Raw genomic sequence first — 24,730 nt, 5'->3', positions numbered from 1 at the left:
TTCAGCAATTCAGGCCGCCAGGGCCAGCGCCGGCGCCTTGGGCTTGATCACCGGCGCCCCGGTTTCGATCGGCAGCGAGTCGTCGCGCGACCACTCGTTCCAGGAGCCGAAGTACATGCGGACGTCCGAGAAGCCGGCCTGCTTGAGGGCCAGGAAGGTGTTGGACGCGCGCGCTCCCTTGAAGCAGTAGAGGTACACCGTGTCGTCGGTCGCGATGCCGGCGGTCGCGCATTCGGCCTGCACTTCCAGCGGCGACTTGAACACCGGGCCCTGCGCCGAAGGCTTCATGAAGCGGTACCACTCGATCCACCTGGCGCCCGGCAGCCGGCCCTTGCGCGGGGCGAAGTCCTTGCCGTAGGGCGAGGAGCTTTCGCCGGTCCACTCGTCGATGTCGCGCACGTCCAGCAGCACGGTGTCGGTGCCCAGCGCCGCGGCCACCTCGTCCTTGGTCAGCATCACGTCGGCCATGGCGAGCTTGGCCGGGAAGGTGGCGGCCGCCGGCGTGACCGGGTCGGTGCTGACGGGCAGGCCCCTGGCCTTCCACGCAGAAAAGCCGCCATTGAGCACCTTGATCTTCGGGTAGCCCAGCCAGGTCAGCAGGTAGTAGCCGCGGCAGGACTGGCCGTAGCCGCTGTTGAGCGCGTCTTCGTAAAACACGGCCGTCTCGTTGCCTGACAGGCCGATCGCGCCAAAGTGCTCGGCAAACGTGGACTGGAGAGCGGTCAGGCCTTCGGCCGTCGAGGTCGCCAGGAAGGTGAAGATCTCGCGCAGGTTGACGGCGCCGGGCAGGTGGCCGGCGGCATAGGTGTCAGCATCGCGGGTGTCGATGATGACTACCGGCTCGGTGCCCATCATGGCCGACAGTTGTTCGGGGGATACGAGGACGGGGGGAAGCGCGTTTTCGGTCGTCATGAAACTCTCCAGATGAGGTCACGGCACATGCCGTCCCTGTCCTTATTGCAACGGACATGCCAGCGTTTCCGCTTTCTGAAGGTTTGTGAAAAACAGGCGATAAGCCCAATAAAAACGAGAGTCTGATGCTATTGAATCAGTAGCATTCGGTGTTGGACGGGCCGACGCGACCTCGCACAATGTCTACAAATTGTCGACATTGTGCAGGCCCATCTTGCGCAGCCGGTAGGAGAACTGCCGCACCGTCAGCCCCAGGGCCTGCGCGGCGCGCGACTGGTTGCCGCCATGGGCCAGCAGCGCCTGCTGCAATTGCGCGGCCGAGTGCGACCGGGCGGGCTGGTACTCGCGCACGGCGGGAGCCGCCGCACCGGGTGGCGCGTGGGCTTGGCCGGCGGAGGCCAACGCGGGCGGGCGGGCCGCTGCTGCAGCATCCTCCTGTTCGGGCGGCAGAAAACGTTCCACCTCTGGCGCGGACACCATGGCGCTGTCGGTCAGCAGCACCAGCCGTTCGATCACGTTGCCCAGTTCGCGGATGTTGCCGGGCCAGGGGTGCTGCTCCAGCCGGGCCAGGGCCGCCGGCGACAGGCTCACGTTGCGCTGGTTGGCCTGGTTGATGCGGCTTAAAAAATGCACGGCCAGCGCGCGAATGTCCTGCGGACGCTCGCGCAGCGAGGGCAGCCGGATCGGAATCACATTGAGCCGGTAAAAGAGGTCGCGCCGGAAGCTGCCGCGCTGCACCTCCTGCGCCAGGTCGCGGTTGGTGGCCGCCACCACGCGCACTTCCACGCGGATTTCGCGCTTGCCGCCCAGCCGCACAATGGTGCCCTCCTGCAGCGTGCGCAGCAGCTTGGTCTGCATGGCCAGTGGCATTTCGCCAATCTCGTCGAGAAATATCGTGCCGCGGTCGGCCTGCTCGAACCAGCCGGCGCGGGCGTTCTGTGCGCCGGTGAAGGCGCCGCGCTCGTAGCCGAACAGTTCCGACTCGAACAAGGTGTCGGGAATCGCCGCGCAATTGACCTTGATGAAAGGCTGGTCGCGGCGCTGGCTGGACAGGTGCACCGCGCGCGCAAACAGCTCCTTGCCGGTGCCCGACTCGCCCAGCAGCAGCACGCTGGCGGTGGCCTCTGACACCCGTTCCAGTTCGCCAAGTGCCTGCAGCAGCGCCGGCGAGGTGCCGATGATGCCGTAGCGGGCGGCGGCGGTCTCCAGCGCGCGCGTCAGCAGCTGGTTTTTGGCCTGCAGCGCGCGGGTTTTTTCCGCCACCAGCGCCTGCAGCTGCAGCAGCTGGCCGGCCAGTGTCGCCAGGATTTTCAGCACCGCCACATCGTCGGCGAGCTGCCGGTCGCGGCTCCTGATGCGGTGGCAGGCCAGCACGCCGATCACCTCGCGGTTGACCTCGATCGGCAGCGCAATGAAGGCCACGGTGTCGGGCGGCAGCTGGGCCCGCGCCACCGAGCGCGCCAGAAACTGCGGCTCGGCATCGATGTCCTGCACGATGATGGGCTGCGCCGTGGCCAGCACCCGGCCGGTGATGCCTTCGCCCGGGCCGTAGCGGCCGCGCGCCATTTCCTCGCGCGTCAGGCCGTAGGCATAACGAATGGCCGATTGTGGCGCCGGCGCGCCGGCAGCCCGGGTCGCCGGTTTGCGATCAGCCAGGCCCTGCAACGCAATGTCGCCGACAAAATCGGCCAGCACAATGCGGCCCCGGTTCAGCCCCAGCAGTTCCGACATCAGGTGCAGCATTTCCCGCAGCACCACCTCGGGCGCCAGGCTTTTGCCGACCAGCCGCATGACCTCGCTCATCAGCAGCAGCTCCTGCGCGCGCCACTGGGGGTCTGCGGACGATTTGCTTGAAGGGGGCGGTGTGCGGGCAGAGGTGGCCATGACCGCAACCTAGCAATAAATCAGCCAGCGCGCCGCTGAGGGCCGGGGCCGATGCGAGGCTCAGGCGGGGGTGAACCGGTCAAAACCGAGCAGCGCGACCACGACGATGACCGCCGCCACGGGGCCGGCCAGCGGGTAGACGATGGACGCGAGGAGCGGCGCCACCATGAGCAGGTGTCGCAGGCCCCAGCTGTAGAGCAGCCCTGCGCGGCGCAGATAGACCACGCCGGTAGGCGTCCACCGGTGGCGCTCATCCGAGTCCACCGGCATGGAGCTGATGAAGCCGGCATGGTTGTAGTAGCGCACCGCCATCGCCGAGCAGACCAGGGAGGCAAACAGCACGGTCATCAGCACCAGTTCCAGCGCCAGCCGCGCCGTGAACTGCCCGAAGAGGGCTTCCCCGTCGGCCAGCGAGGCGTTCAGCGAGGGCGCGGCCAGCGTGGCCGCGCCCATCAGTCCGAGCGCCGCCGTTGACGCGGTCATCGTCGCCGACATCAGCGAATTGCGCAGGGTCTGCACCGCCAGAATTTCGGAGCCACGCTGCCGGGACAGGGCCGCTAGCCATTCCTCGCGCAGGTTCGCATGTGCCGAGCGCGCCAGTCGTGCCGGGTTGCGCCGCTGGACCAGCAGCAGCGCAGCCTCATAGACCAGCAGTATCGCAACGGTGATCAGGCTCGCCAGCCAGGTGGTGGTGCTCGTCATGATGCGGCGCTCACGCGGTGCGATGCGTTATCGTCTGCCGGCGCTTTTCCAGGATCTCGAACACCACCATGCCGGCGAGCATCGCGGCGACAAAAAGCAGCGCTTTGGACTCGCCCATGCCGAGGGCGACCAGGCCGGGGCCCGGGCAGAACCCTGCAATGCCCCAGCCCATGCCGAACAGCGCGCTGCCGACCACCAGCCGGCGGTCTATGTGGCTGGCGGTGGGCAGTTTCATTTCGGCGCCCAGCAGAGACCGGGTACGGTTTTTTGCCAACAGGAAGGCGACAGAGCCTACCGCGATGGCACCCGCCATGACCAGTGCCAGCGAGGGGTCCCACCGGCCCGCCAGGTCCAGGAAACCCAGTACCTTGGCCGGATTGGCCATGCCGGACACAATGAGTCCCAGGCCGAACACCAGGCCGGCGAGTAGTGATGTCAAGACAAACATGAATCTGCTCCTTAACTACGTAACTATTAACTATTGAAGAGGTGGCGCAGCACAAACACCGTCACGAAACCTGCGCCCATGAAGGTGGCTGTCGCCGCCAGCGACCGCAGCGAGAACCTTGACAGGCCGCAGACACCGTGGCCGCTGGTGCAGCCCGAACCGTAGCGGGTGCCTATGCCCACGAGCAGGCCCGCCGCGACCAGGGCGCCATAGCCGGCATCAATCTGCACGGCGGGCAGCACGGAGAACGCCGCGTACACCAGCGGAGCGCCAACCAGCCCCGCAATGAACGCGGCGCGCCAACCTACATCGCCCCGCGCGGGCTTCAACAGGCCGCCCAGAACACCGCTGATGCCCGCGACGCGCCCGTTGAGCAGCGCGAACATGGCGGCGGCCAGGCCGATCAGCATGCCGCCCAGCAGGGCGGACCAGGGGGTGAATGCATTCCAGTCGATGGACATCAGATTTCTCCTTCGGGGCTTTCGGGGTCTTGGGGGTTCTCGGGGCAATACAGGCGGTACAGCACCGCCAGGATTTCAAGCATGGCCGGATCGGCCACGCTGTAGTAAATGTTCTTGCCCTGCCGGCGTGTGTCGACGACGCCTTCATTGCGCAACACGCCGAGTTGTTGCGACAGCGTGGGCTGGCGGATGCTCAGCTCGTCTTCCAGCTCGCTGACGCAGCGCTCGCCCTGCGACAGCTGGCACAGGAGCAGCAGCCGGTCTTCATTGGCCAGCAGTTTCAGCACGCCGACTGCCTGCGCGGCCGCGCCGCGCAGCAACTCGGGATCGATGACGGGATGGGTGTGTTGCATGGCTCTGTCTGTTTGTCTGTGGGTTACTTGACAACATTATACAAACATATATATTATTAGCAAGTAGATTGTAATTAACCCACGGAGTCAGCCATGAGTGCTCGCATCACAGTCCAAGCTTTTTTTGACAGCCCCACCTGGACGGTCACTTACGTGGTGACGGACACCAGCACCCGACGCGCGGCCATCATCGACCCGGTGCTTGACTACGACTACAAGGCCGGACGCACCAGCACGACCTCGGCAGACCGGGTGCTGGCCTATGTCGCGGAGCAGCAGCTGCACATCGACTGGATCCTGGAAACCCACGCCCACGCCGACCACCTGTCGGCAGCGCGCTATCTAAAGGAGCATGTGGGTGGGCGCATCGCGATTGGCGAGAACATCCGGGCGGTCCAGTCGACCTTCAAGAAAGTCTTTAACCTGGAGCGCTCCTTCCTGCCCGACGGCAGCCAGTTCGACCATTTGTTCAAGGACGGCGAGACCTTCAGGATCGGGGACGTCGAAGCCACCGCGATGCTGGTTCCCGGCCATACCCCCGCGGACATGGCGTACCGGGTGGAGGATTCGGTCTTTGTCGGTGACACGCTGTTCATGCCCGATGTGGGCACGGCGCGGGCCGACTTTCCTGGCGGCGATGTGCATGCGCTGTATCGCTCCATCCGCACCCTGCTGGCCTTGCCGGCCGAGACCATGATGTATGTGTGCCACGACTACCCCCCCGCGTCGCGGGCGCCGCAATGGCAGACCACCGTGGGCGAGCAGCGCGCCCACAACATTCATGTGCACGACGGCATCTCCGAAGAGGCCTTCGTCGCCATGCGGACCGCCCGCGACGCTACGCTGGACATGCCCACCCTCATCCTTCCGTCCATCCAGGTCAACGTCCGCGCCGGCGACATGCCGCCGCCCGAGGACAATGGCATCCGGTATCTGAAGATCCCGGTCAACACGCTGGGCGCGCCAACCCGATAAAGGACATAAAGGACATCGTCAGCGCGCTCCGGCCCGGATGGGTTGGGCGTCTTTCTGAAAGAGGCAAACATGAACACACAGCATCACTGGGACCAGGTCTATCAACACAAGGCCGCCGACGCGGTCAGCTGGTTTCGCCCACATCTGGAGCGATCCCTGTCGCTGATCGAAAAAGCGGCGCCCGACCGCGCCATGTCCGTCATCGACGTCGGCGGTGGCGAGTCGACGCTGGTCGATGACTTGCTGGCGGCGGGCTACCGCGACGTCAGCGTGCTCGACATTTCACCGGCCGCCGTTGATGCCACCCGGCAACGGCTCGGCCCCGCCGGCCAGGCGGTGACGTGGTGGGTCGGCGACGTCACCCAGGTGGCCCTCCCCGCCGCGCGGTATGACGTATGGCACGACAGGGCGGTTTTCCACTTCCTGACCGACGCCGGGCAGCGGCAAGCCTATGTGCGGCAGGTGATGCGGGCGGTCAAGCCGGGAGGCCATGTCATCGTGGCCACGTTCGGGCCGGAGGGGCCGGCTCAGTGCAGCGGTCTGGATGTGGTTCGCTATGACGCGGAAGGGCTGCACGGGGAATTTGGCGCGGCCTTCCAGCTCGTCGAAAGCGCCACCGAAGTCCATGAAACCCCGTTTGGGACCACGCAGCAGTTCATCTATTGCTACTGCGTCAAGGCGCCCTGAGAAAAAATTCCCGCTGCGCTGCACGCAAGGCGCCTGGGTGATTCAGGACCACCGTCAGGCCGCCGGCCCCGCGCGCACCGGGTAGCCCGCCTCGCGCCAGCTCTTCATGCCGCCGTCAAGCGCAACCACGCGCTGAAAGCCCATGGTGCGCAGCGTGGCCGCGGCCAGCGTCGAGACACGGCCGAACTCGCAGCAGGTGACGATGCGGGCCGTCGGGTCGGGCAGCTCGCTGTCGACGCGCAGCTCCAGCTGGCCGCGCGGCAGCAGCCGCGCGCCGGGAATGTGCCCGGCCTCGTAGGCGTCACGTTCGCGTACATCGAGCACGATCAGACCGGCCGGTGCTGCCTCGACACGAGATCGCAACTCGGCCATGGACATGAAGGGCACGCAGGCGGCAGCCTCGGCCAGCATCTGCGCCACGGTCTTGCCACCGCTCATGTTGGTGCGCAGCGCTTCCGTGAGGTGGGTGGGCATGGACAGGTCGAGACTCTTCATCATCTCCACGAACGCCGCCCGGTCTGTCCGCTGCAGACGTGGGTTGGTGGCGATTTCATCGCCGATGGTCGAGTGGCTGCGGCCCTTGTAGTCGTGGGCCGGGTACACCAGCAGCGCCGGATCGAGCTTCAGGAGCCGCCCGAACAGGCTGTCGTACAGCGCTTCGGGATCGCCGGTGGGAAGGTCGGTGCGCCCGGTGCCACCGATGAGCAGCGTGTCGCCGGTGAAGACCCGGTCGTCGGCAACCAGGCACATCGAGTCCACGGTGTGCCCGGGCGTGTACAGCACCTGCAGCCGCAACTTGCCGAGCACGATCATCTCGCCGTCATCGACGCGCAGGTCCACGCCGGGCGCCGGGCTGGCCCGGTGCATGACGGTCATCGCGCCGAGCCGGTCGGCCAGCTGGCGCGCGGCCGAGAAGTGATCGGCGTGCGTGTGCGTGTCGATCACGAAGTGGATGCGCAGCGCGTCACGCGAGGCCAGCGCCAGGTAGCGGTCGACCTGGCTGACCTCGGGATCGATCACCGCCCCGGCGCAGGTGTCAGGGCAGCCCAACAGGTAGGACTGGCAACCCCCGGTGGCGACTTGTTCGAAAATCACGACGGCTGCTTGACGATGCGCAGGTAGGGCTTGGGCGCCTTCCAGCCCTGCGGGAACAGCGTCTTCGCATCGTCGTCGGACACCGAGCCGGCGATGATCACATCGTCGCCGTGCTTCCAGTTCACCGGTGTGGCGACCTTGTGCTTGGCCGTCATCTGCATCGAGTCGAGCACACGCAGGATCTCGTCGAAGTTGCGGCCGGTGGTCATCGGGTAGGTCATCATCAGCTTGATCTTCTTGTCGGGGCCAATGACAAAGACCGAGCGGACGGTCGCGTTGGTGGCCGCGGTGCGGCCCTCTGAGGTACCGGCTTCTTCCGCCGGCAGCATGTTGTAGAGCTTGGCAACCGCCAGGTCGGTGTCGCCGATCATCGGGTACTTCGGCAGATGGCCCTGGGTCTCTTCGATGTCGCGGGCCCAGCGCGTGTGGTTGTCCACCGGATCCACCGACAGGCCGATCAGCTTGCAGTTGCGGCGCGTGAACTCGGGCTCGATCTTCGCCATGTAGCCGAGCTCCGTCGTGCAGACGGGCGTGAAGTCCTTCGGATGCGAGAACAGGATCGCCCAGCCGTCCCCTATCCATTCGTGAAAGCGAACCGTGCCCTGAGTGGTCTCGGCTGTGAAGTCAGGGGCGGTGTCGTTGATGCGCAAAGACATGACTATTCCTTCAGCGCCTGTTGGTCGGCGGCAGCCCGCCCGGCGCTCTGGAGCAGAGCCACCTTGGAATATTAGCAGCTAGCCTGCTGCAGGTCGAGAGCGGGTATTTTTCAGTTCAGGCGTGCGCCTGAGCGAAGGCGAATCGACGCTGAAGCGGAAACTGAACAGCCGGCCCGAATGGCTGGATAAATTGCCTTGTGCGCGCGAAGGGCGGTGGCTCAGGCCAGGTGGACCACGATGGGAATCGCCAGCTCGTTTCCGACGACGACCCGGGCATACAGATAGTTGCTGCGGCCATGGTCACTCAGGGTGCCCATCTCCACGGATCCGTCGGCGTCACAGGGAAAGGCATACCCGCGCCCCCGGTTGAACAGACTGGTGAAGCGCAACTCGTAGCGGGACGCATTGACCGCGAATGGTAAGGACTGGTTCATGATGAGCTCTCGTCTTGACGCCGGGACGCATGCCGCAGTGGCGGTCTGCAAGCGTGACAGGGCTCAGGAGAAAGTCAATCCACTGCCGGAGTGGGCGCATAGCGCTGTCACCCGGAAGGTAAACGCCATCGACGAGGGGAAAGTCAATGGGCATGCGGCTTTCTTGAAGTTTGCGAGCGGTCAACTGCTGTTTCCAGGTTGAATGACCGTGATGCAGCGGAATCCCAATATGATTCCCGGATTGCAAACGGGCCTGAACATGGACACAACGCTCCCACCTGACTTTGAACACCAGATTGAAACGCTGCTGAGCCTGGCGGGTCGGCAAGCCCTATCAGACCCGACGCCGGTCGCGTTTACGCAATGGTTCAAGTTGGCGGTGCCGGTGGTGATGCCGGCCTTGCTGGAGCGGATACCGCCAGAGCCTGCGGAAATCGATCGATTTCTGCGATTTGCGGCCCTCAACCTGTTTGCCGAGCTGCCCATGCCAGGCCACGATTTGCAACCGGTGGGTCAACCCAAGCAGGCGCGCAATGACCCCTGTGCATGCGGGTCGGGGCAAAAATACAAGCATTGCTGCGGTGCCATGTCGATGCCGCCGCTGTTTGGCAATCTGAACCTGCTGCGCTATGTGCTGGATGCCTACCCCAAGTCACGTCTTGGCGAAGTTGCTGCCAGCAAGGCCAGCATTGATGCAGTGGCAGATACCGCTTACCAATGGCTCGATGGCGGTGATGCGGCCCGCGCCAGCGCGCTGCTGGAGCCCTATTTCTCAGGCTCAGGGCCCTTGACGGTCAGGGTGGCGCCGCTGTTCAACCTGCTGATGGACAGCTGGCTGGAGCTGGGCCGCAGCACCAAGCGCGAGCGGTTGATTGACACCATCCTGCAGCGTGGCGACCGACCCCTCAAAAGCGATGCGCTGCAGCGGCGCACCACCATGCTGGCCGACCGCGGTGACCACGCCGGTGCCTGGCGCACGTTCAAGCAGGCCAGCGAACTCAATCCCAATGACCCGGCGCTGAGTTTTCTGGAAGTCACCACGCTGCTGAGCGAAGGGCGGGTGAGCGAGGCCCAGTCGCGCGCCCAATGGTGGGCGGCCTTTCTGGCCAAGCAACGCGACCCGCAACTGGCCGACCTGGTGGATGGTTTGCGCGAGATGGCCAAAGACCCCCATGCCGGCATGATGGGCGTTGCCACATCGGCCAATGCAGACCTGCAGCGGCTGCATGATCTGTTCCTGGCAGCCCCGCCCCCTGCGGTGCGACACCGGTTTGACTTTTTCATGGAAGAAAGCGAGCACCGTGCCGCCCAAGCCGTGGCGTCCGAATTCGTCCCGGATGCTGAGTTGGTCAAGCTGGAGACGCGCTGGCGAAAAGTCTTCCCTCAGGCCAAGCCAAGTCTGACCGCCTTGCAAAACGACGCGGAGGAAGTCTGGGACAACGCGCCAGCGTGGCTAGCCCTGCTGCAAAAGCATCCTGCCTTGTGGTTCAGCTTTGACGTGCTGGACGATCTGGTCATGGCCGTGGACACGGTCCCTTGGGCCGGCGTCGAGCAACGGTTGCTGGTGCCCATGGCCGAACGGGCGGCCGAACAGCTGCGGCTCACGCTCGAATCCCAAGGCGGTGGTCCGGTGGAATGCCCGTGGGGCGTGCTGAGCCATCGCCCCATGCTGCGGCCCATTGCCCACCTGGCTTACATCTGCAACGATACCGGCAATTGGCAACGCTTCATGGAGCTGGCCCATTGGCTGGTGTTTGAACTCAACTCCAACGACAACCACGGGCTTCGCGATGATTTGTCGTGTGCCTATGTCAGGTTTGAGCGCTGGACCGACATGCTGGCCCTCAACGACCGGTACCCCGATGACATGCAGCCCGCGCTGGCGCTCAACGCCGTGCTGGCAACATTTGCCTCAGGGGACACCACAGCAGCCCAGAAGATGATCAGGCTGGCCGGGAAAGACCACCCTGTAGCCGTGAAGATGCTGCTGGACGCAGCACCCAAACCCGTCAAGCCCGATGGCGCTTACGGCATCGCCGTGGGCGGCAAGTACGAGGCCTGGCTGTATGTCAGCAAGATGCGTGAATTCTGGGACCGGCAGAAGGCGCTGGACTGGGCCCGCGAGGCATTGAAACCGGCGAAGGGCAAGCCGAAGATGCCACCTCCAGAGCAGCAGAGTCTGCTGTGAGAAACCATCTGACCTGGCAGTAAGTCAGGGGTATTTGATGGCGGGTTTCAAAACTGATTGCAGTCGGCGAGGTCCGGCAGCCTTCAGCGCGCAGTCGGCCAGAAGCGGCGGGGTCAGTTTCTTGCCGTTGTGGGGGAGTCCCAGTAAAGGGTTAGCCGGCATCGCGCTCACTTGGTAAAGCCTTTCAGATACTCGCTCCGCTTTCTGGCTTCTGCTTCGAGGCAAGCCGCAAGTCGATGCGGCGACCGATAGTTGCCCATGACTCTCTCTACTTCAAGTGTGCAGTGAGATTCTCGAAACTTGGCCCAAGTACGTTGGCTTAGTACTAGCGAATTCGTTCGGATACGGCCTTGCTGCTGAAGCATGGCGAGCAACTGCCTGTACTCGATGGCCATCTGTTGCTCGACTTCGGTAAGTGATTGCCGTTGCTCCGTTATCTTCGGTATCAAAGATGCTCTGCACTCTCGTTCGAACTCCGTTCTGTTGGAAACTGGAGTTGTTGCATTTTCTCCAAGCCACCAGCATTCGCCAAAAGCCACAGACTCTGCAGATTCCATGGTTGCTTCCACAGGTGGAACCTGCGCATAGGCAACTGCCGGCGGTAGCAAGAAGATCGAGAGCAGGATGGAACTGAGCTTGGGGTGCATGGGTTTATGCCGGCTAACGTAAAAGTAACCGGCGCCCACTCAAGGTGGGCCGCGTAGCGGCCGGACGCCACTGGGCGTCCGCGTTGACTGCCAAGTTAGGCAGCACTGTGGCCAGCTCCAAGTCCTTGCCCCCCGATTGGCATGGTCTCGAATCGCTCGCCGAACCCGGCAATGAGCGGCCTGCCGCGCGAAATTGCCTGTTGGACTGACGGCAGCGACAGAGAGGCCCGGTGGCTCTCCTTGCTATCCCACGCTTCAGTTACCCAGATGGCGTCCGGATCAGTTGGATCTTGAGCAACTATGTAGCTAAGGCACCCAGGCATGCCGCGGAGGCCCTCAAGCAGGATGGAAATTAGTGCATCGCGTTGCCCTGGGACAATCTTCATCTTGCCGATCAGACCGTACATGTTTGTTGCTGCTTTCGTTGAGGCGTAAGAAGGACCGACGATACCAATAGCAAATGCTCCTGCGGTTGCTGCAACTTCTCGACGAGTGATGACCATGGTCTGCTGCCTAACGAGGCTGTAAAAAAACTCGTTTTCCATGCACTCCATTCTGGTGGTGCGCCTTGCGCGGATCGAGTGTCGTGAATTGGAAGTTCATACCCACAGTGTGCCGCAATTTCAGCTCCTTCTGCCCCCGATGGAGGTTCAGAGCGTGGACGCTGCCCTATCGGTCCTTCCTCTGTCCCAGGTCCGTCTTCGCCAACTTCTCGATGTTGTGCACCATGCAGTACAGGTTCCACTGGGTGTTGACCTTGGCGCGCCCTCTGTGATTCAAACGGGTCAGTCGCTTGTTGTGCCGGATATTGGCAAACACCGGCTCCACCGTGCCAATGCGCTGGCTGTAGAGCTGCCTGCCCCGAGGTGAATCGATGGCCCGGCGCATGCGGGCACTGGGGTTGATCGGGTCTTTGGGTTTGGGCTCAAAGCGGGTCACTTGGCGGCCCCGTCCATCATTGGGTTTGAGCGCTCCCTTGAGGCACTGGCCACTGAGTTTGCAGGCGTTGCAATCCACCGCTTTGGCTGTGTATGTCTGGTAGTACAAACCAGTTGCTGTGGTGTGGATGCTGCGCGGGCTTGGCGCTTGGGCTCCAGTGTGTCATCTGCGCCGCGCTTGTCTTGGGCTTGGTGCAGGGCCATGATCTTGTCGGCTGCCTGCTCCAGTCGATCGGCCCGATGGTGCAATTCTTCATGGGTGCCGCTGCGCTCTTTGCTGGCGTTGGATGGGAGTTTGACGCCATCGATGGCAAACATGTCGCGTCCAATCAGGCCTTGCGCATCACAGGTCATCAGAACCTGGCTAAACAGGGGTTTGATCTGGGCGCTGAGGTTGGCCACGAATTTGGCGATGTGGGTATGGCTGGGTTGGCTACCTGCGCTGATGGCGATGAATTGGACGTTGCGCTGGCACGCTTGTTCAATCACCCGGCTGGAGATGAGGCCTTGGCTGTAGGCCAGCAGCACGATCTTGAGCATGACGCGGGGATCGTAGGCGCTGGCACCAACTGCGTCGTTCTTGAACTGGGCGTCCAGTGCGCTCAGGTCGAGTTCGTGATCGACCAGATAGTTCAGCGCAAAGGCAAAGCTGCCGGGGATGATTTGCTCAGACAAGACCACGGGTAGCAGCAGGCTGTTGTGGTCTTGGGGTTTGTAGCGAGCCATGGTTGCGATCTCCTTGGCCGGATGTATCGCAAACGTCGTGCCAGGAGTTTTTTTACAGCCTCAACGCCTCCGATCAGCGGCCGCGAAGAAACGGGCGCAAGCCCGCTTCGAAGCGGTCCGCTGAATCGGATGGTTGGGCCACTCGATCACCGCACTCACCGTCTGCCCGTGCGATCGAGAGCTTGAATCAAAATCTTTCCTGGTGTCCTCGCACAAGTCAGGGCCAGCGAGTTGAGGACTTACTTTGTCGCCTCGTCAGAGATGGCTTTAAGTGCGCCTTCGATATTTCCTACCGCCTCCTTATCGTGAGGCGCTCCGTGTCGCACATAGATCGTGCCGAAGAGATACTCGGCCGAGTTGTAACTCAAGAATACCTTCCCGTTCGCGTCTTCCCACACCAGCGCCTTAAGCGGAAGATCAATTGCGACGGTGGGGGTCTTGATGAAGACCGGGGTACCCGCGCGCGGATTGCCGAATACGATGACAGTCGAGCGCGGCATCTTCAGACCAACGGATTCGGCCCCCGCCGTATGGTCGAGGCGCGCGAAGACTATGAAACCGCGCTTCTTTACGGCGGCCTCAAATTTGTCCATTGTCGCGTCAACGGAATTCGCACTCGGACTTGTGATTAGCCCATCGGCGGCGAGTGATGGGAGGGAAGTGGCCCCAAGGAGCATGACGGAGGCAGAAACTACGATGTAGCGCAGTAAGATCATGACGATCCCCATGGTGAGGTGGAAAAGCGTACGGCGCGGCCAAGATGAATCCGCCAGCCATATTACGCCCAACGTTGGAGATGACCGGCGCACACGGGGCGAGTGCACGCAGTGCACGGACGCACTTGTGCGTCCGAGTCGATTGACCTGTTAGCCCTCACGGCGAACCTGAGGGACACGCTCCCACCACCGCCCGTGTGTCTGCAAATGCACATCTGTTTGCCACTCCTGATAGCCGAGAAGCGCGCCCTCTAAACGCTCGAACCCCTCATGCCACCCTGATTTTGAAGCGATGCTGCGCATCAATATGTATGCGTCAATGCGCCACACTTCTGCGGCAAGAGCATAGATCAAGACTCTAACGCCTCGATACGGGCTAGGAAGAGGATGCTCGGGAATCTCCGTGTACTCGCGCTGAATGATGCGACCACTTTGCACGTGGGGCAGGAACACGTCTTCGGGGAAAACCCAAGGATTCGGGTCTGCAGGGTATACATCTGAAAAGACGGACAGTGGCTTTGTCCCTGCCAACATGAGGCGTAACTCCCTCCTGGTGTGAATCTCATAGGGACTGTTGTGGTTGTCATCAACAGACTCAACCGCCACGTAGAAATCCTCGCGCTGGATTCCAAGATCAAAGGTTCTATTTAACCAATCTACATCCGAGTCATCCAAGAAATAAGAAACGGCGCCCGAGGACAGTGCGGACAAATCTATGCCCACGGCCTTTTCGAACGCCCCAACGTCTTCCACAACCAAGCGGACGGTGCGGAGCAATGAACGCGTGGCGCGCTCGTACAGATTTAATGCGACCGAGGTGGGAGGAATGGGAGCGTCGAGCACGCCAAGTGGGTCCATGGCACTGAGGGCTAACGTGAAGGTAACCGGCGCCCAAGGCCAGGTGCGCGCGCAGCGCGCGGACGCGCTTGGGCGTCCGAGTTGACCGACATGTTAAAGCTCATTCCTCATTCCTCACCCCTTCCATTCAATGCTTATGACGTAAGAGGAGTGGCGCTCCGGGAACATGCGTACATCGAAGGGGCCGGTGTACTTCCCCATCGAGTGGAGCTTGCCGCTATGAGATATGCCAACATGAAAATGTCCAGTCACGATGCGTTCGCAGCTTACTTCGACAAGTAGACCGGATGGAAGTTTTGCCACGAGCGGTCGCGCGAGACCGTAAAGCCCCTTAGTCAGGCTACTCTCAACCAACTCTGCGCCAACAAGGCGAGTAGAAATTCGGTCATGACTTCCCGGCGGAGGAGGATTGTCAATCCAGACTCCGACGGAACCACGCTGGTTTGTCATAGGCGCTCCCGTTGAACTCGCGGCGGCACGCCGCGACGCTATGCAAGCAGACCCAACCGCACTTAGTTCGAGAAGTCGACGGCGACGCATGAATGAGCTTTAACGAATAGCGTTTATCTGCCGCGAGGCGATGCATGAAAGAAGCGCTGGACTCATACGCGGCAGATAAACCTTGTTGGACTGAACCGCCCGGCGCGGCGGTTGAATGTTGATCTGATGGCCTATAGGGGTTTGTAATTTCCAGGCGGCCAAGCGGATCAAATTATGACTGAGCTTTGGATTGCCGTGCGCTGTGATTTATTGCCCGAATGCATCTTGCGTTGACGACGCCCTGATGGCAGGGGGGTGCTTGAGTCCATGGCGTAATGGGTTTTGAGCGATGGGCGCAAGCATCGCCACAACACGGCCTGAAGTGCCGTGTTCGTCTCTGGTTTTTCGGCTCCGCTCAATCACGGCGGCCCCCGGCTGGCTGGCATCGGCGCCCGCCCCGGTGCGGGCAAACGTCCCGAGGCGGGCAACCGGGCCACCACCCGCAAGCAAGACTGCTGGCAACACGGGCACTGCAACACATCGAGCTTGGCCACCCGTGCCATGAAGTCTTTCGCAGATTCGACCGCTTGCGGGTTGGTGGCGGGCATCTGCAGCGCCAGGCGTGCGGCATCCAGCTTGACGCCCTTGCACGCCGCAGCCAACACCCCGTAGTGCCGAATCCGCTTGATCCCCGTGGGCAGCACATGCAGCAGGAAGCGGCGCACAAACTCCGCACCCGGCAGGCGCATCAGGCGTTTGCCCCCTTTGTCGTCGGCACGCACCGTGAATGCCACCTCGTCGGGGGTAACGCTGCGAATGCGCTCGTTGCTGATGGCCGTGCGGTGCGTGTAGCGGCTCAGGTACTCCAGCACCTGGGCCGGGCCACCCAAGGGCGTCTTGGCATACACCACCCAGTCATGCTGATACAGCGCCCGGTGCCGTGCCCGCCAAGCTGCGTCTTGCCCTTGGGGGTCACGCTCGATGTTGCCATCACGGCGTGCCGCCGCCAGCGCCGCCATGAACTTACCGCGAAACACCCTGGACAGCGCCTGCACCGGGAACAGGAAGTCCGGCTTGCGCGCCGGTGTCTGCCATTGCCCATCCCGCGCGAGCGCCCCGCAGGCCATCACCGCGTGCACATGAATGTGGCGCTGCAAGTCCTGCGTCCAGGTGTGCAGCACCAGGCTGAAGGCCGGTGTTCCCTTGGCCGCTCCCATCCATCGGGGGCTGGCGGCGAACTCCGACAAGGTCTGCGCGGTGCAGGCGAACAAGGTGTCGATCACCCAGCGCGGATGCGTGCCGTACAAACTGTTCAGGCTGTGCGGCAAGGTGAAGACCAGGTGCGCATAGGGCACGGGCAGCACCTCGGCAAGACGGCCTTGCAGCCAGGCGTCCTTGGCGCGCGCGCCACACTGCGGGCAGTGGCGGTTGCGGCAGGAGTGGTATTGCCAGTGGCTGTGGCCGCAGGACTCGCAGGCCAGCTGCTGGCCGCCCAAGGCCGCCGTGCGGCAAGCCACGATGGCCCGCCAGGCCTTGGCCTGCGGGGTGGACAGGGTGTGATGCGCCAAGTACGCGGCGCCGTGGCGGCGCAGCACCTCAGCCACGCCATGGGCCAACGTGGCCATGCGGCTTCGGGGGATGAACCGGGGGATCGTCTACAGGCGCGGCAGGCCGGCCAGCAGATCCAGCGGGTCGATGCTCTTGGGTGGCCGGAACTGCGGGCTGATCAGGTGCAGGTAACGGCTGGTGGTGCTGATGTGGCGGTGGCCCAGCAGGCGGCTGATGGTGTACAGGTCCACGCCGCTTTCGAGCAGGTGGGTGGCGAAACAGTGGCGCAGGGTGTGGGTGCCACCGCTCTTGGTGATGCCGGCGCAGTGCCTGGCTGCCTGGTAGGCGCGTTGCAGGCTCTCGATGCCGACGCCGCGTTCGCCCGTGCCGTTGGCGAACAGCCATTTGCCTGGGTTGCGTTGCGGCGCGTAGGTTTGACAGTACAAGCGCAGCAGCGCCAGCAGGCTTGGGCTCAGGATGCTGTAGCGGTCGGCGCCGCCTTTGCCGGCGTTCACGCGCACGCACATGCGGTCGGCCGCGCTATCGATGTCGCTCACACGCAGGCGGCCGACTTCCGAGACGCGCAGGCCCGTGGCGTAGAGGGTTTGCAGCGCCATGCGGTAGGCCGGGTGGGCGCAGCAGGCAAACAGGCGGGCGATTTCTTCGCGGGCGAGCAGGTGAGGTTGTTTTTGCGGCACCTTGGCCATGGGTGGGCGCAGGTGCTCATCGCTCTTGCGCCCCAGGACGGTTTCAAACAGGAAGCGACTGGCGCTGGCGGCGTGGTTGACGCTGCTGTAGGAAAGCTTGCGGTCCTTGACCAGGTGCAGCAAGTAGGCCTCGACCTCCTGGGGGCTGAGCAGATCGGGGCTGCGGTGGTAGTGGCGCGCCATGCGCGAGACGGCTTCGGCGTAGCATTCCTGGGTGCGCTCGGCCAGGCCGCGTACGGTCATGGCGTCGAGCATGCGTTGGCGCAAGGGTGTCATGGCAAATCTCCTTCAATGCCGGGGAACATTCCCCAGCCCGAAGGCTTCGCCTGAACGACCCGGACCGCAACACCAGCCGCAATGCAAAACGCGGTGGCGGCCTGTGAGGACCAGCCACCGCGTCAGCGGTTTAGTTCAACGTGATGTAGATCGTCGGATATTCTGGGAATCCAGTTTATCCGACTGGATAAGCTGGAACGCCGGGTTGCAACTAACCCAGCCAAAGCCCTGTAACCCGCTTGACATCTTGTCTCTTGGCGAAAATACGGTGTTCTTATACATAGTTTTGATTCTATGAACTCTGTCGCCTATCTTCCCCAATCCAAGCGCCTGCTGGAGCAGGTGAGTGAGGTGCTACGTTACAAACACTATAGTCTGAAAACTGAGCAGGCTTACCTCTACTGGGTTCGCTTTTTCGTTCGCTGGCATGGGCGTGATGGGCAGATGCGGCACCCCCGTAGCATGGATGGTGCTGAGGTGACGCAGTTCCTGACGATGCTCGCCAACGAGCGCAGGGTGTCGGTGTGAACGCACAACCGCTAGACACGCTTGGCAGCATGGCTCCGTGACCGGTCGCTTCCGCTGCGCTGCCGTCGGCCACCGATCATCACCAACGTCAGGAATTGTCAATCCACGTCGCTAATGAACGGTTGCTTGCCATTATTTAAATTCAGGTTTGATTCGAAGCCCGGAAGCAGACAGCGGTCTACTACCGGTTCTGGCCGGCTGCAGCCTCAGCTCGTCTGCAACTAACGCCGCTTCCTGGATATTTTGACAACGCGCTTTTCAGCAATCCCTAATGCAGCACGAGCGAGTGCATCGGCTTCGCTGTTGCGATGGCGCGGTATCCACACCAGGTTTGCCTGGTCGAACGAATGGAGCAGTGCTCGCGCCTCATCAAACAAGGAGGCCAGCCGGGCTATCGGCTTTGCTGCGGCGCCGCCGACCTGTTCGACAACCACACTGTTGTCGCAGTGTATGAGAAGCGTGCCCGCACCACGTAGTTTCAGTTCCCGAAGCGTCGCCAGCAGCGCTCTTAGCTCCGCTTCATTGTTGCAGCCGTTCTCATGCGCCGCTTGCGAAAGAGTGTGGCGCGTGCCATCAGGCTCGGTAAACACTGCGCCAAGGCCGATACGACCGGGGTTGGGCACGGCGCTGCCGTCACAGTAGACAACCCAGGGGTTCATGTGCAAGGTTCGTTGTTGGCCGTAGCCGGCCTTCACCCGCGCATCAAGGCCTCAATCTCATCGGCCTTGACCGGCACGCCGCGCGTCATCAGCTCGCAGCCTTTGGCGGTGACCAGCGCATCGTCTTCAATGCGGATGCCGATGTTCCAGAACTCCTTGGGCACGCCCTTGGCGGGGCGCACATAAATGCCCGGCTCGATTGTCAGCACCATGCCGGGCTTGAGGACGCGCGAGGGCTTGCGCATCACGGTCTGGCCCAGCGCGTCTTTTTCTTCGCGTGGCTTGGCCGAAGGTTCGGTGTAATCGCCGCAGTCGTGCACGTCCATGCCCATCCAGTGGCCGGTGCGGTGCATGTAGAACTGGCGGTAGGCGCCCGACTCCAGCACGTCGTCGACCTTGCCGTGTTTGGCTTTGGGCAGCAGGCCGGTGTCGAGCATGCCTTCGACCAGCACCCGCGTCGCGGCCTCGTGTGGGTCCAGAAAGCGTTTGCCGGGTTTGGTGACGGCTACTGCGGCGTCCTGCGCGGCCACGACGATGTCATACAGCGTGCGCTGGGCCGAGGTGAACTGGCCGTCGGCCGGGAAGGTGCGCGTGATGTCGCTGGCGTAGCCGTCGAGTTCGCAACCGGCGTCAATCAGGCACAACTGGCCGGCTTTGAGCTCGGTGTCGCCCGCGCGGTAGTGCAGGATGCAGGCGTTGGCGCCGGCTGCGACGATGCTGCCGTAAGCCGGAAACTGCGAGCCCTGGCGGCGGAACTCGTGCAGCAGTTCGGCCTCCAGGTGGTATTCACGCAGGCCGCCGTTCACGCCATTGCGCAACATGGCCGCCGAGGTCTGCATGGCGCGCACATGGGCACCGGCCGAAATCTTGCCGGCACGCCGCAAGATCGCAATCTCGTGGCTGTCCTTCATCAGCCGCATTTCATCGAGCAGCTTGCACAGGTCGTGCTGGCTTTGCGGGCACTCGGCGCCAAAGCGCACGCGCGCACGCACGCTGTTCAGCCAGCCATCGACCCGGCTTTCCAGGCCCTTGTGCGTGGCAAACGGAAACCACACGGCCTTCTGGTTGGCCAGCAGCGCCGGCATTTTCTCGTCCAGCGTTTCGACGCTGAAGGCGGCATCCACCCCCAGGCCGGCCGGCGCGGCCTTGGGGCCCAGGCGAATGCCGTCCCAGATCTCGCGTTCCAGGTCCTTGGGCCGGCAAAACAGCGTGGTCTTCCCGGTCGCTTCAATCACCAGCCAGCTGTCGGGCTCGCTGAAGCCCGTCAGGTAATAAAAGTAGCTGTCGTGCCGGTACGGAAAGTCGCTGTCGCGGTTGCGCGGCACTTCGGGGGCGGTGGGCAGCAGGGCAATGCCGCCGCCGGCCGCTTTGAGGGCGCGGGCAATGGTGGCGCGGCGCTTCTGGTAAATGCTGGTGGTCATGGTGGTGTTGCTGGTCGGCGGGGTTGGTTGGGCTCGTGGAGTTACTCGTTGAGTTCAGTGAGGCGCTCTGGCGTTCCCACATCGGTCCATGGGCCTGAATATAGCGCCGCCGAGACGAGGCCGCGCCGCATGGCCTGGCGCAGCAGCGGCGCCAGTGCGGCCTTCTGACCGGCGGGCGTGTGGTTGAAAAGCGCCGGGCGATACAGGCCCAAGGTGCTGTACGTGAACTTTTCCGCGGCCTCGTCCAGCGCCAGGCCGTCGGCCGAGATGCCGAAGTCGCCCTGGGGGTGGTGCGGTGGATTCGGCACCAGGTAAAGATGGGCCAGTGAATCAGACGCGGCGAACGGTGCGGCGGCGGCGGGCGAAAACTCAAATCCGGGCATGTAGACATCGCCCGCCATCAGCCAGAACGGCGCATCGGCCAGCAGCGGCAGGGCGGTGGCAATGCCGCCGGCGGTTTCCAGCGCGCCGCCAAAGCGCGCGCCTTCGTGCGAGTAGCGGATGCGCAGGCCCCATGCGCGGCCATCGCCGAGCGCGGCGGGAAACTGCTCCTCCAGCCACGCGGTGTTGATCACCACGTCGGTCACCCCGGCGCGTGCCAGGTCCTCAAGATGCCAGACGATCAGTGGTTTGCTCTGCACCCTGAGCAAGGGCTTGGGGCAGGTGTCGGTCAGCGGGCGCATACGTTCGCCGCGACCGGCGGCCAGAATCAGGGCTTGGGTGGTCACTTGGGTGGTCATACAGGCTGCGATTATGGCCTTTTTAAGCAGAAAACCGGGCCGCAGCCAGCTTTATGCGGGCGTAACCAGCTATGGAATTGATAGCTGCTGCCGCTGCTGTGACTCCCGCCCCGACGCTGAAACACGGCCGGGGCCCGGGGGCGCGCCCGGTCGCCCGGCCTGCCTGCCGGTCGCATCCCGTAAAATCACGGGTTTTCCCGCGCTGGTTGGTTTTTCCGTAATGCCAAGCCAGTTGCCGGGCGCGACCTTCACCTACCCTGGACCTTACGTCAATGACTGCACTGGCTGACACCTCCCCATCCCTCATGGCCAATTCCATTCGTGCGCTGGCCATGGATGCCGTGCAGCAGGCCAACTCCGGCCACCCTGGCGCGCCCATGGGCATGGCCGATATCGCCGTTGCCTTGTGGGGCCGCCACCTGAAGCACAGCCCGCACAATCCGCAGTGGTTTGACCGCGACCGCTTCGTGCTGTCCAACGGCCACGGCTCCATGCTGCTCTATGCGCTGCTGCACCTGACCGGCTACAAGCTGCCGATGAGTGAGCTGAAAAACTTCCGCCAGCTGCACAGCAAAACCCCCGGCCACCCCGAGCACGGCTACACCCCCGGCGTGGAAACCACCACCGGCCCGCTGGGCCAGGGCCTGACCAATGCCGTGGGCATGGCGCTGGCCGAAAAGCTGCTCGCCAAGGAGTTCAACCGTGACGGCCACAGCGTGGTCGACCACCACACCTATGTTTTCATGGGCGATGGCTGCCTGATGGAAGGCATCAGCCATGAAGCTGCCGCCCTCGCCGGCGCCTGGAAGCTGGGCAAGCTGATTGCCTTGTACGACGACAACGGCATTTCGATTGACGGCCCGGTCACCCCCTGGTTCATCGACAACACGCCACTGCGCTTCGCCGCCTACGGCTGGAACGTGATCGGCCCCCTCGACGGGCACGACGCGCAAGCCGTGTCGGCCGCGATTGCTGAAGCAAAAGAGAGCACCGACAAGCCCACGCTGATCGTTTGCAAAACCCACATCGGCAAAGGCAGCCCCAACCGTGCCAACACCGCCAAGGCCCATGGCGAGCCACTGGGCGCCGAAGAAATCAAGCTCACGCGCGACGAACTGAACTGGCCGCACACCCCGTTCGAAGTTCCCAAGGAAAGCTACGACGCCTGGGACGCCAAGGCCGCCGGCCTGGCCGCAGAGGCGGCCTGGGACGTGAAATTTACCGCCTACAAGGCCGCCCACCCGGAGTTGGCCGCGGAATTCACGCGCCGCATGAAGGGCGAACTGCCCAAACGCTTTTCGCAGCTGGCCGTCGATACGGTGATTGGTGCGCACACCCGGGCCGAAACCGTGGCGTCGCGCAAGGCCTCGCAGATTGCGCTGGAGTCCTTCACCGCCGGCCTGCCCGAGATGCTGGGCGGCTCGGCCGACCTGACCGGCTCCAACCTCACCAACACCAAGTCAACGCCCAACCTGCGCTTTGACCCGAACGGCGAGGTGGTGCAGACCGAAGCGGCCAACGGCAGCCTGGTCGGTGGCCGTCACATCAACTACGGCGTGCGCGAGTTCGGCATGGCCGCCATCATGAACGGCGTGGCGCTGCATGGCGGGTTCATCCCTTACGGCGGCACCTTCCTGACCTTCAGCGACTACAGCCGCAACGCCATCCGCATGGCCGCGCTGATGAAGCTGCGCGTGGTGCACGTGTTCACGCACGACTCCATCGGCCTGGGCGAAGACGGCCCGACGCACCAGTCGATCGAGCACGCCGCCAGCCTGCGCCTGATTCCCAATCTCGACGTCTGGCGTCCGGGTGACACGGCTGAAACCGCCGTGGCCTGGGCCGTGGCGCTGCAAAACAAAAACAAGCCCACCGCCTTGTTGCTGAGCCGCCAGAACCTGCCGTACGCGCCGAAGAACGACCTTGGCGAGATCAGCAAGGGTGCTTACGTGCTGGCCGAGCCCGCCGAAGTGGGGCTGAACAAAAAAGCCCAGGCCGTCATCATTGCCACCGGCTCCGAAGTGCAGCTGGCGCTCAAGGCGCAGGAGCTGCTGGCCGGCAAAAAGATCGCGGTTCGCGTGGTTTCCATGCCCAGTACCACCACGTTTGACAAGCAAAGCACCGCGTACAAGACGTCCGTGCTGCCGGCCGGCATTCCGCGCATTGCGGTCGAGATGGGCGTGACCGACGGCTGGTGGAAATACGGCTGCGCCGCCGTGGTCGGCATCGACACCTACGGCGAGTCGGCGCCCGCGGCGGCGCTGTTCAAGCACTTTGGCTTCACGCCCGAGAACGTGGCCGACACCGTGCGCAAGGTGTTGAAGAAATAAACCGGTTGTGAAAATAGCTGTTCGGGCTGAGCTTGTCGAAGCCTCTCTGCGCCAGTGCGGAAAACCCTTCGACGGGCTCAGGGCGAACGGATGATGTAAGTTAACTTCAGGAGAGACAGTCATGACGATCAAAGTAGGCATCAATGGTTTCGGCCGCATCGGCCGCAATGTGTTCCGTTCGGCGGTGCAGAGCTTCAGCGACATTGAAATCGTGGGCATCAACGATTTGCTCGAGCCCGAGTACCTGGCTTACATGCTGCAGTACGACTCGGTGCATGGCCGCTTCAAGGGCGAGGTATCGGTCGACGGCAACACGCTGATCGTCAACGGCAAGAAAATCCGCCTCACGCAGGAGCGTGATCCTGCCAACCTGAAATGGAATGACGTCGGCGCGCAGGTCGTGATCGAATCCACCGGCCTCTTCCTCGACAAGACCTCGGCTGAAAAACACCTGGCCGCCGGCGCCAAAAAGGTCATCATTTCCGCCCCCTCGAAAGACGACACCCCCATGTTCGTCTTCGGCGTGAATGACAAGACCTACAAGGGCGAAGCCGTCATCTCCAACGCCAGCTGCACCACCAACTGCCTGGCGCCCGTCGCCAAGGTGCTCAACGACAAATGGGGCATCAAGCGCGGCCTGATGACCACCGTGCACGCAGCGACTGCCACGCAGAAGACCGTGGACGGCCCGAGCAACAAGGACTGGCGCGGCGGCCGCGGCATCCTGGAAAACATCATCCCGTCGTCCACCGGTGCCGCCAAGGCCGTGGGTGTGGTGATTCCCGAGCTCAACAAAAAGCTCACCGGCATGTCCTTCCGTGTCCCCACCTCCGACGTCTCGGTGGTGGACCTGACCTGCGAGCTGAGCAAGGAAGCCACGCTGAAGGAAATCTGCGCCGAGATGAAAGCGCAAAGCGAAGGTGCGCTCAAGGGCGTGCTCGGCTACACCGAAGACAAGGTGGTGGCCACCGACTTCCGCGGCGATGCCCGCACGTCGATTTTCGACGCCGATGCCAGCATTGCGCTCGACAGCACCTTCATCAAGGTCGTGGCCTGGTATGACAACGAATGGGGCTACTCGAACAAGTGCCTGGAGATGGTGCGGGTGGTGGCGGGGTAATTCGCTTTCGCTCTCCATAAAAAACGTGCCTTCGGGCGCGTTTTTTTATGGGTGGCGGTTGCGCGATCCCAAATTATTCACGGGCAAGTTCTAGTACTTCGACACAGAGGTATCGGAACACAATGAAAGCGATGGATTCGGGCCCAGGCCCAGGCCCAGGCCAAGGCGCAAACCGCAGACATAGCCGTAGCTATGGCGAGGATTTGCAACGACGGCATGGGCTCGAAGGCGCGCTTTCATG

General features: G+C 63.1%; 26 protein-coding genes and 1 pseudogene. 7 read left to right on the top strand and 20 right to left on the bottom strand.

The genetic code is table 11. The annotated features are described in order from the left end of the window. Positions 1 to 9: 9 nt before the first annotated feature. The 6 genes from BPRO_RS24265 to BPRO_RS24240 form a co-directional block, all read right to left on the bottom strand. Positions 10 to 912 (bottom strand): sulfurtransferase, encoded by a 903-nt coding sequence (locus BPRO_RS24265; RefSeq protein WP_011485711.1) that lies wholly within the window; start codon positions 910 to 912, stop codon positions 10 to 12. 183 nt (positions 913 to 1,095) lie between these two features. Continuing rightward, positions 1,096 to 2,796: a sigma-54 interaction domain-containing protein gene (locus BPRO_RS24260; protein WP_011485710.1), complete on the bottom strand. Its 1,701-nt coding sequence runs from the start codon at positions 2,794 to 2,796 to the stop codon at positions 1,096 to 1,098. A 60-nt stretch (positions 2,797 to 2,856) separates the two neighbouring features. Next, positions 2,857 to 3,498, bottom strand: a complete 642-nt coding sequence (locus tag BPRO_RS24255) for a DUF599 domain-containing protein (RefSeq protein ID WP_011485709.1) — start codon at positions 3,496 to 3,498, stop codon at positions 2,857 to 2,859. Positions 3,499 to 3,508: 10 nt separating this feature from the next. Further along, entirely contained in the window at positions 3,509 to 3,946 is a 438-nt protein-coding gene (locus BPRO_RS24250; RefSeq protein ID WP_011485708.1) for a YeeE/YedE family protein, read from the bottom strand. Between the two features lie 26 nt (positions 3,947 to 3,972). Next, a complete protein-coding gene (locus tag BPRO_RS24245) occupies positions 3,973 to 4,407 on the bottom strand; it encodes a YeeE/YedE family protein (RefSeq protein WP_011485707.1) in 435 nt (144 codons plus the stop codon). Further along, on the bottom strand, positions 4,407 to 4,760 hold the full coding sequence (locus BPRO_RS24240) for an ArsR/SmtB family transcription factor (RefSeq protein ID WP_011485706.1): 354 nt from the start codon (positions 4,758 to 4,760) through the stop codon (positions 4,407 to 4,409). Before BPRO_RS24240 ends, BPRO_RS24245 begins: the two co-directional genes overlap by 1 nt. Before the next feature lie 93 nt (positions 4,761 to 4,853). On the opposite strand from BPRO_RS24240, the gene BPRO_RS24235 reads away from it, so the two are divergent. Both BPRO_RS24235 and BPRO_RS24230 read left to right on the top strand, forming a co-directional pair. After that, a complete protein-coding gene (locus BPRO_RS24235; RefSeq protein WP_011485705.1) occupies positions 4,854 to 5,735 on the top strand; it encodes an MBL fold metallo-hydrolase in 882 nt (293 codons plus the stop codon). A 69-nt stretch (positions 5,736 to 5,804) separates the two neighbouring features. Beyond that, entirely contained in the window at positions 5,805 to 6,422 is a 618-nt protein-coding gene (locus BPRO_RS24230) for a class I SAM-dependent methyltransferase (protein WP_011485704.1), read from the top strand. A gap of 54 nt (positions 6,423 to 6,476) precedes the next feature. Here BPRO_RS24230 and BPRO_RS24225 read toward each other — a convergent pair whose 3' ends face one another. The 3 genes from BPRO_RS24225 to BPRO_RS24215 form a co-directional block, all read right to left on the bottom strand. Then, positions 6,477 to 7,517 carry an MBL fold metallo-hydrolase gene (locus BPRO_RS24225; protein WP_011485703.1) on the bottom strand — a complete coding sequence of 347 codons (1,041 nt, stop codon included), beginning with the start codon at positions 7,515 to 7,517 and terminating at the stop codon, positions 6,477 to 6,479. Further along, positions 7,514 to 8,173 (bottom strand): peroxiredoxin, encoded by a 660-nt coding sequence (locus BPRO_RS24220; RefSeq protein ID WP_011485702.1) that lies wholly within the window; start codon positions 8,171 to 8,173, stop codon positions 7,514 to 7,516. The genes BPRO_RS24225 and BPRO_RS24220 overlap by 4 nt, the downstream gene beginning before the upstream one ends. A 218-nt stretch (positions 8,174 to 8,391) precedes the next feature. Further along, positions 8,392 to 8,607, bottom strand: a complete 216-nt coding sequence (locus tag BPRO_RS24215; protein ID WP_011485701.1) for a hypothetical protein — start codon at positions 8,605 to 8,607, stop codon at positions 8,392 to 8,394. Between BPRO_RS24215 and BPRO_RS24210 the strand changes: the two genes are divergently transcribed. Next, positions 8,606 to 8,809 carry a hypothetical protein gene (locus BPRO_RS24210; RefSeq protein WP_041389060.1) on the top strand — a complete coding sequence of 68 codons (204 nt, stop codon included), beginning with the start codon at positions 8,606 to 8,608 and terminating at the stop codon, positions 8,807 to 8,809. The two genes, BPRO_RS24215 and BPRO_RS24210, sit on opposite strands and share 2 nt — an antisense overlap. 294 nt (positions 8,810 to 9,103) lie before the next feature. Continuing rightward, positions 9,104 to 9,199, top strand: a pseudogene (locus BPRO_RS30960) (SEC-C metal-binding domain-containing protein); the annotation flags it as partial. A gap of 1,763 nt (positions 9,200 to 10,962) precedes the next feature. Here the strand turns inward: BPRO_RS30960 and BPRO_RS28820 are convergent. The 8 genes from BPRO_RS28820 to BPRO_RS24165 all read right to left on the bottom strand — a co-directional run bounded on the left by BPRO_RS28820 (position 10,963) and on the right by BPRO_RS24165 (position 17,691). Further along, on the bottom strand, positions 10,963 to 11,442 hold the full coding sequence (locus BPRO_RS28820; RefSeq protein ID WP_081430557.1) for a lysozyme inhibitor LprI family protein: 480 nt from the start codon (positions 11,440 to 11,442) through the stop codon (positions 10,963 to 10,965). 95 nt (positions 11,443 to 11,537) lie between these two features. After that, positions 11,538 to 11,987: a putative quinol monooxygenase gene (locus tag BPRO_RS24195; RefSeq protein ID WP_232291466.1), complete on the bottom strand. Its 450-nt coding sequence runs from the start codon at positions 11,985 to 11,987 to the stop codon at positions 11,538 to 11,540. A gap of 124 nt (positions 11,988 to 12,111) precedes the next feature. Next, complete coding sequence (locus BPRO_RS30210) at positions 12,112 to 12,459, bottom strand: transposase (protein ID WP_198140968.1); 348 nt, start codon at positions 12,457 to 12,459, stop codon at positions 12,112 to 12,114. Continuing rightward, a complete protein-coding gene (locus BPRO_RS24185; RefSeq protein WP_049764173.1) occupies positions 12,378 to 13,106 on the bottom strand; it encodes a transposase in 729 nt (242 codons plus the stop codon). The genes BPRO_RS30210 and BPRO_RS24185 overlap by 82 nt, the downstream gene beginning before the upstream one ends. A gap of 239 nt (positions 13,107 to 13,345) precedes the next feature. Next, positions 13,346 to 13,699 (bottom strand): DUF302 domain-containing protein, encoded by a 354-nt coding sequence (locus tag BPRO_RS24180; RefSeq protein WP_198140967.1) that lies wholly within the window; start codon positions 13,697 to 13,699, stop codon positions 13,346 to 13,348. A gap of 273 nt (positions 13,700 to 13,972) precedes the next feature. Beyond that, entirely contained in the window at positions 13,973 to 14,680 is a 708-nt protein-coding gene (locus tag BPRO_RS28135; protein ID WP_011485696.1) for a hypothetical protein, read from the bottom strand. An 899-nt stretch (positions 14,681 to 15,579) separates the two neighbouring features. Beyond that, the gene (locus tag BPRO_RS24170; protein ID WP_011485695.1) at positions 15,580 to 16,785 is read right to left on the bottom strand and encodes an IS91 family transposase; all 1,206 of its coding nucleotides are present in this window, start codon (positions 16,783 to 16,785) and stop codon (positions 15,580 to 15,582) included. Positions 16,786 to 16,815: 30 nt separating this feature from the next. Next, positions 16,816 to 17,691, bottom strand: coding sequence for a tyrosine-type recombinase/integrase (locus BPRO_RS24165; protein WP_011485694.1), 876 nt, complete (start codon positions 17,689 to 17,691; stop codon positions 16,816 to 16,818). Between the two features lie 294 nt (positions 17,692 to 17,985). Between BPRO_RS24165 and BPRO_RS24160 the strand changes: the two genes are divergently transcribed. Next, a complete protein-coding gene (locus tag BPRO_RS24160) occupies positions 17,986 to 18,219 on the top strand; it encodes a phage integrase N-terminal SAM-like domain-containing protein (RefSeq protein ID WP_011485693.1) in 234 nt (77 codons plus the stop codon). Positions 18,220 to 18,440: 221 nt separating this feature from the next. Here BPRO_RS24160 and BPRO_RS24155 read toward each other — a convergent pair whose 3' ends face one another. Genes BPRO_RS24155 through murU form a run of 3 tightly spaced genes read right to left on the bottom strand, consistent with a single transcriptional unit; the run spans position 18,441 to position 21,039 of the window. Beyond that, positions 18,441 to 18,878, bottom strand: a complete 438-nt coding sequence (locus BPRO_RS24155; protein WP_011485692.1) for a ribonuclease HI family protein — start codon at positions 18,876 to 18,878, stop codon at positions 18,441 to 18,443. Positions 18,879 to 18,910: 32 nt separating this feature from the next. Next, on the bottom strand, positions 18,911 to 20,299 hold the full coding sequence (locus BPRO_RS24150) for an aminopeptidase P N-terminal domain-containing protein (protein ID WP_011485691.1): 1,389 nt from the start codon (positions 20,297 to 20,299) through the stop codon (positions 18,911 to 18,913). A gap of 41 nt (positions 20,300 to 20,340) precedes the next feature. Then, positions 20,341 to 21,039, bottom strand: coding sequence for an N-acetylmuramate alpha-1-phosphate uridylyltransferase MurU (murU, locus tag BPRO_RS24145; RefSeq protein WP_011485690.1), 699 nt, complete (start codon positions 21,037 to 21,039; stop codon positions 20,341 to 20,343). A gap of 272 nt (positions 21,040 to 21,311) precedes the next feature. Here murU and tkt point away from each other — a divergent pair, with 272 nt between their 5' ends. Further along, the gene (gene tkt / locus BPRO_RS24140) at positions 21,312 to 23,369 is read left to right on the top strand and encodes a transketolase (RefSeq protein ID WP_081430556.1); all 2,058 of its coding nucleotides are present in this window, start codon (positions 21,312 to 21,314) and stop codon (positions 23,367 to 23,369) included. A gap of 121 nt (positions 23,370 to 23,490) precedes the next feature. Next, a complete protein-coding gene (gap, locus tag BPRO_RS24135; RefSeq protein ID WP_011485688.1) occupies positions 23,491 to 24,489 on the top strand; it encodes a type I glyceraldehyde-3-phosphate dehydrogenase in 999 nt (332 codons plus the stop codon). The last annotated feature ends 241 nt before the right edge of the window (positions 24,490 to 24,730 follow it).

It is taken from the genome of Polaromonas sp. JS666, assembly GCF_000013865.1.
Lineage (GTDB): Bacteria > Pseudomonadota > Gammaproteobacteria > Burkholderiales > Burkholderiaceae_C > Polaromonas.
This window is presented reverse-complemented; position numbering and strand designations above follow the sequence as displayed.

Excerpts from the sequence above, each read along its gene's own strand:
- BPRO_RS24265 (WP_011485711.1), bottom strand. The coding sequence starts at position 912 with ATGACGACCGAAAACGCGCTTCCCCCCGTCCTCGTATCCCCCGAACAA.
- BPRO_RS24260 (WP_011485710.1), bottom strand. The coding sequence starts at position 2,796 with ATGGCCACCTCTGCCCGCACACCGCCCCCTTCAAGCAAATCGTCCGCA.
- BPRO_RS24255 (WP_011485709.1), bottom strand. The coding sequence starts at position 3,498 with ATGACGAGCACCACCACCTGGCTGGCGAGCCTGATCACCGTTGCGATA.
- BPRO_RS24250 (WP_011485708.1), bottom strand. The coding sequence starts at position 3,946 with ATGTTTGTCTTGACATCACTACTCGCCGGCCTGGTGTTCGGCCTGGGA.
- BPRO_RS24245 (WP_011485707.1), bottom strand. The coding sequence starts at position 4,407 with ATGTCCATCGACTGGAATGCATTCACCCCCTGGTCCGCCCTGCTGGGC.
- BPRO_RS24240 (WP_011485706.1), bottom strand. The coding sequence starts at position 4,760 with ATGCAACACACCCATCCCGTCATCGATCCCGAGTTGCTGCGCGGCGCG.
- BPRO_RS24235 (WP_011485705.1), top strand. The coding sequence starts at position 4,854 with ATGAGTGCTCGCATCACAGTCCAAGCTTTTTTTGACAGCCCCACCTGG.
- BPRO_RS24230 (WP_011485704.1), top strand. The coding sequence starts at position 5,805 with ATGAACACACAGCATCACTGGGACCAGGTCTATCAACACAAGGCCGCC.
- BPRO_RS24220 (WP_011485702.1), bottom strand. The coding sequence starts at position 8,173 with ATGTCTTTGCGCATCAACGACACCGCCCCTGACTTCACAGCCGAGACC.
- BPRO_RS24210 (WP_041389060.1), top strand. The coding sequence starts at position 8,606 with ATGATGAGCTCTCGTCTTGACGCCGGGACGCATGCCGCAGTGGCGGTC.
- BPRO_RS24215 (WP_011485701.1), bottom strand. The coding sequence starts at position 8,607 with ATGAACCAGTCCTTACCATTCGCGGTCAATGCGTCCCGCTACGAGTTG.
- BPRO_RS28820 (WP_081430557.1), bottom strand. The coding sequence starts at position 11,442 with ATGCACCCCAAGCTCAGTTCCATCCTGCTCTCGATCTTCTTGCTACCG.
- BPRO_RS24195 (WP_232291466.1), bottom strand. The coding sequence starts at position 11,987 with ATGGAAAACGAGTTTTTTTACAGCCTCGTTAGGCAGCAGACCATGGTC.
- BPRO_RS24185 (WP_049764173.1), bottom strand. The coding sequence starts at position 13,106 with ATGGCTCGCTACAAACCCCAAGACCACAACAGCCTGCTGCTACCCGTG.
- BPRO_RS24180 (WP_198140967.1), bottom strand. The coding sequence starts at position 13,699 with ATGGACAAATTTGAGGCCGCCGTAAAGAAGCGCGGTTTCATAGTCTTC.
- BPRO_RS28135 (WP_011485696.1), bottom strand. The coding sequence starts at position 14,680 with ATGGACCCACTTGGCGTGCTCGACGCTCCCATTCCTCCCACCTCGGTC.
- BPRO_RS24170 (WP_011485695.1), bottom strand. The coding sequence starts at position 16,785 with ATGGCCACGTTGGCCCATGGCGTGGCTGAGGTGCTGCGCCGCCACGGC.
- BPRO_RS24165 (WP_011485694.1), bottom strand. The coding sequence starts at position 17,691 with ATGACACCCTTGCGCCAACGCATGCTCGACGCCATGACCGTACGCGGC.
- BPRO_RS24160 (WP_011485693.1), top strand. The coding sequence starts at position 17,986 with ATGAACTCTGTCGCCTATCTTCCCCAATCCAAGCGCCTGCTGGAGCAG.
- BPRO_RS24155 (WP_011485692.1), bottom strand. The coding sequence starts at position 18,878 with ATGAACCCCTGGGTTGTCTACTGTGACGGCAGCGCCGTGCCCAACCCC.
- BPRO_RS24150 (WP_011485691.1), bottom strand. The coding sequence starts at position 20,299 with ATGACCACCAGCATTTACCAGAAGCGCCGCGCCACCATTGCCCGCGCC.
- murU (WP_011485690.1), bottom strand. The coding sequence starts at position 21,039 with ATGACCACCCAAGTGACCACCCAAGCCCTGATTCTGGCCGCCGGTCGC.
- tkt (WP_081430556.1), top strand. The coding sequence starts at position 21,312 with ATGACTGCACTGGCTGACACCTCCCCATCCCTCATGGCCAATTCCATT.
- gap (WP_011485688.1), top strand. The coding sequence starts at position 23,491 with ATGACGATCAAAGTAGGCATCAATGGTTTCGGCCGCATCGGCCGCAAT.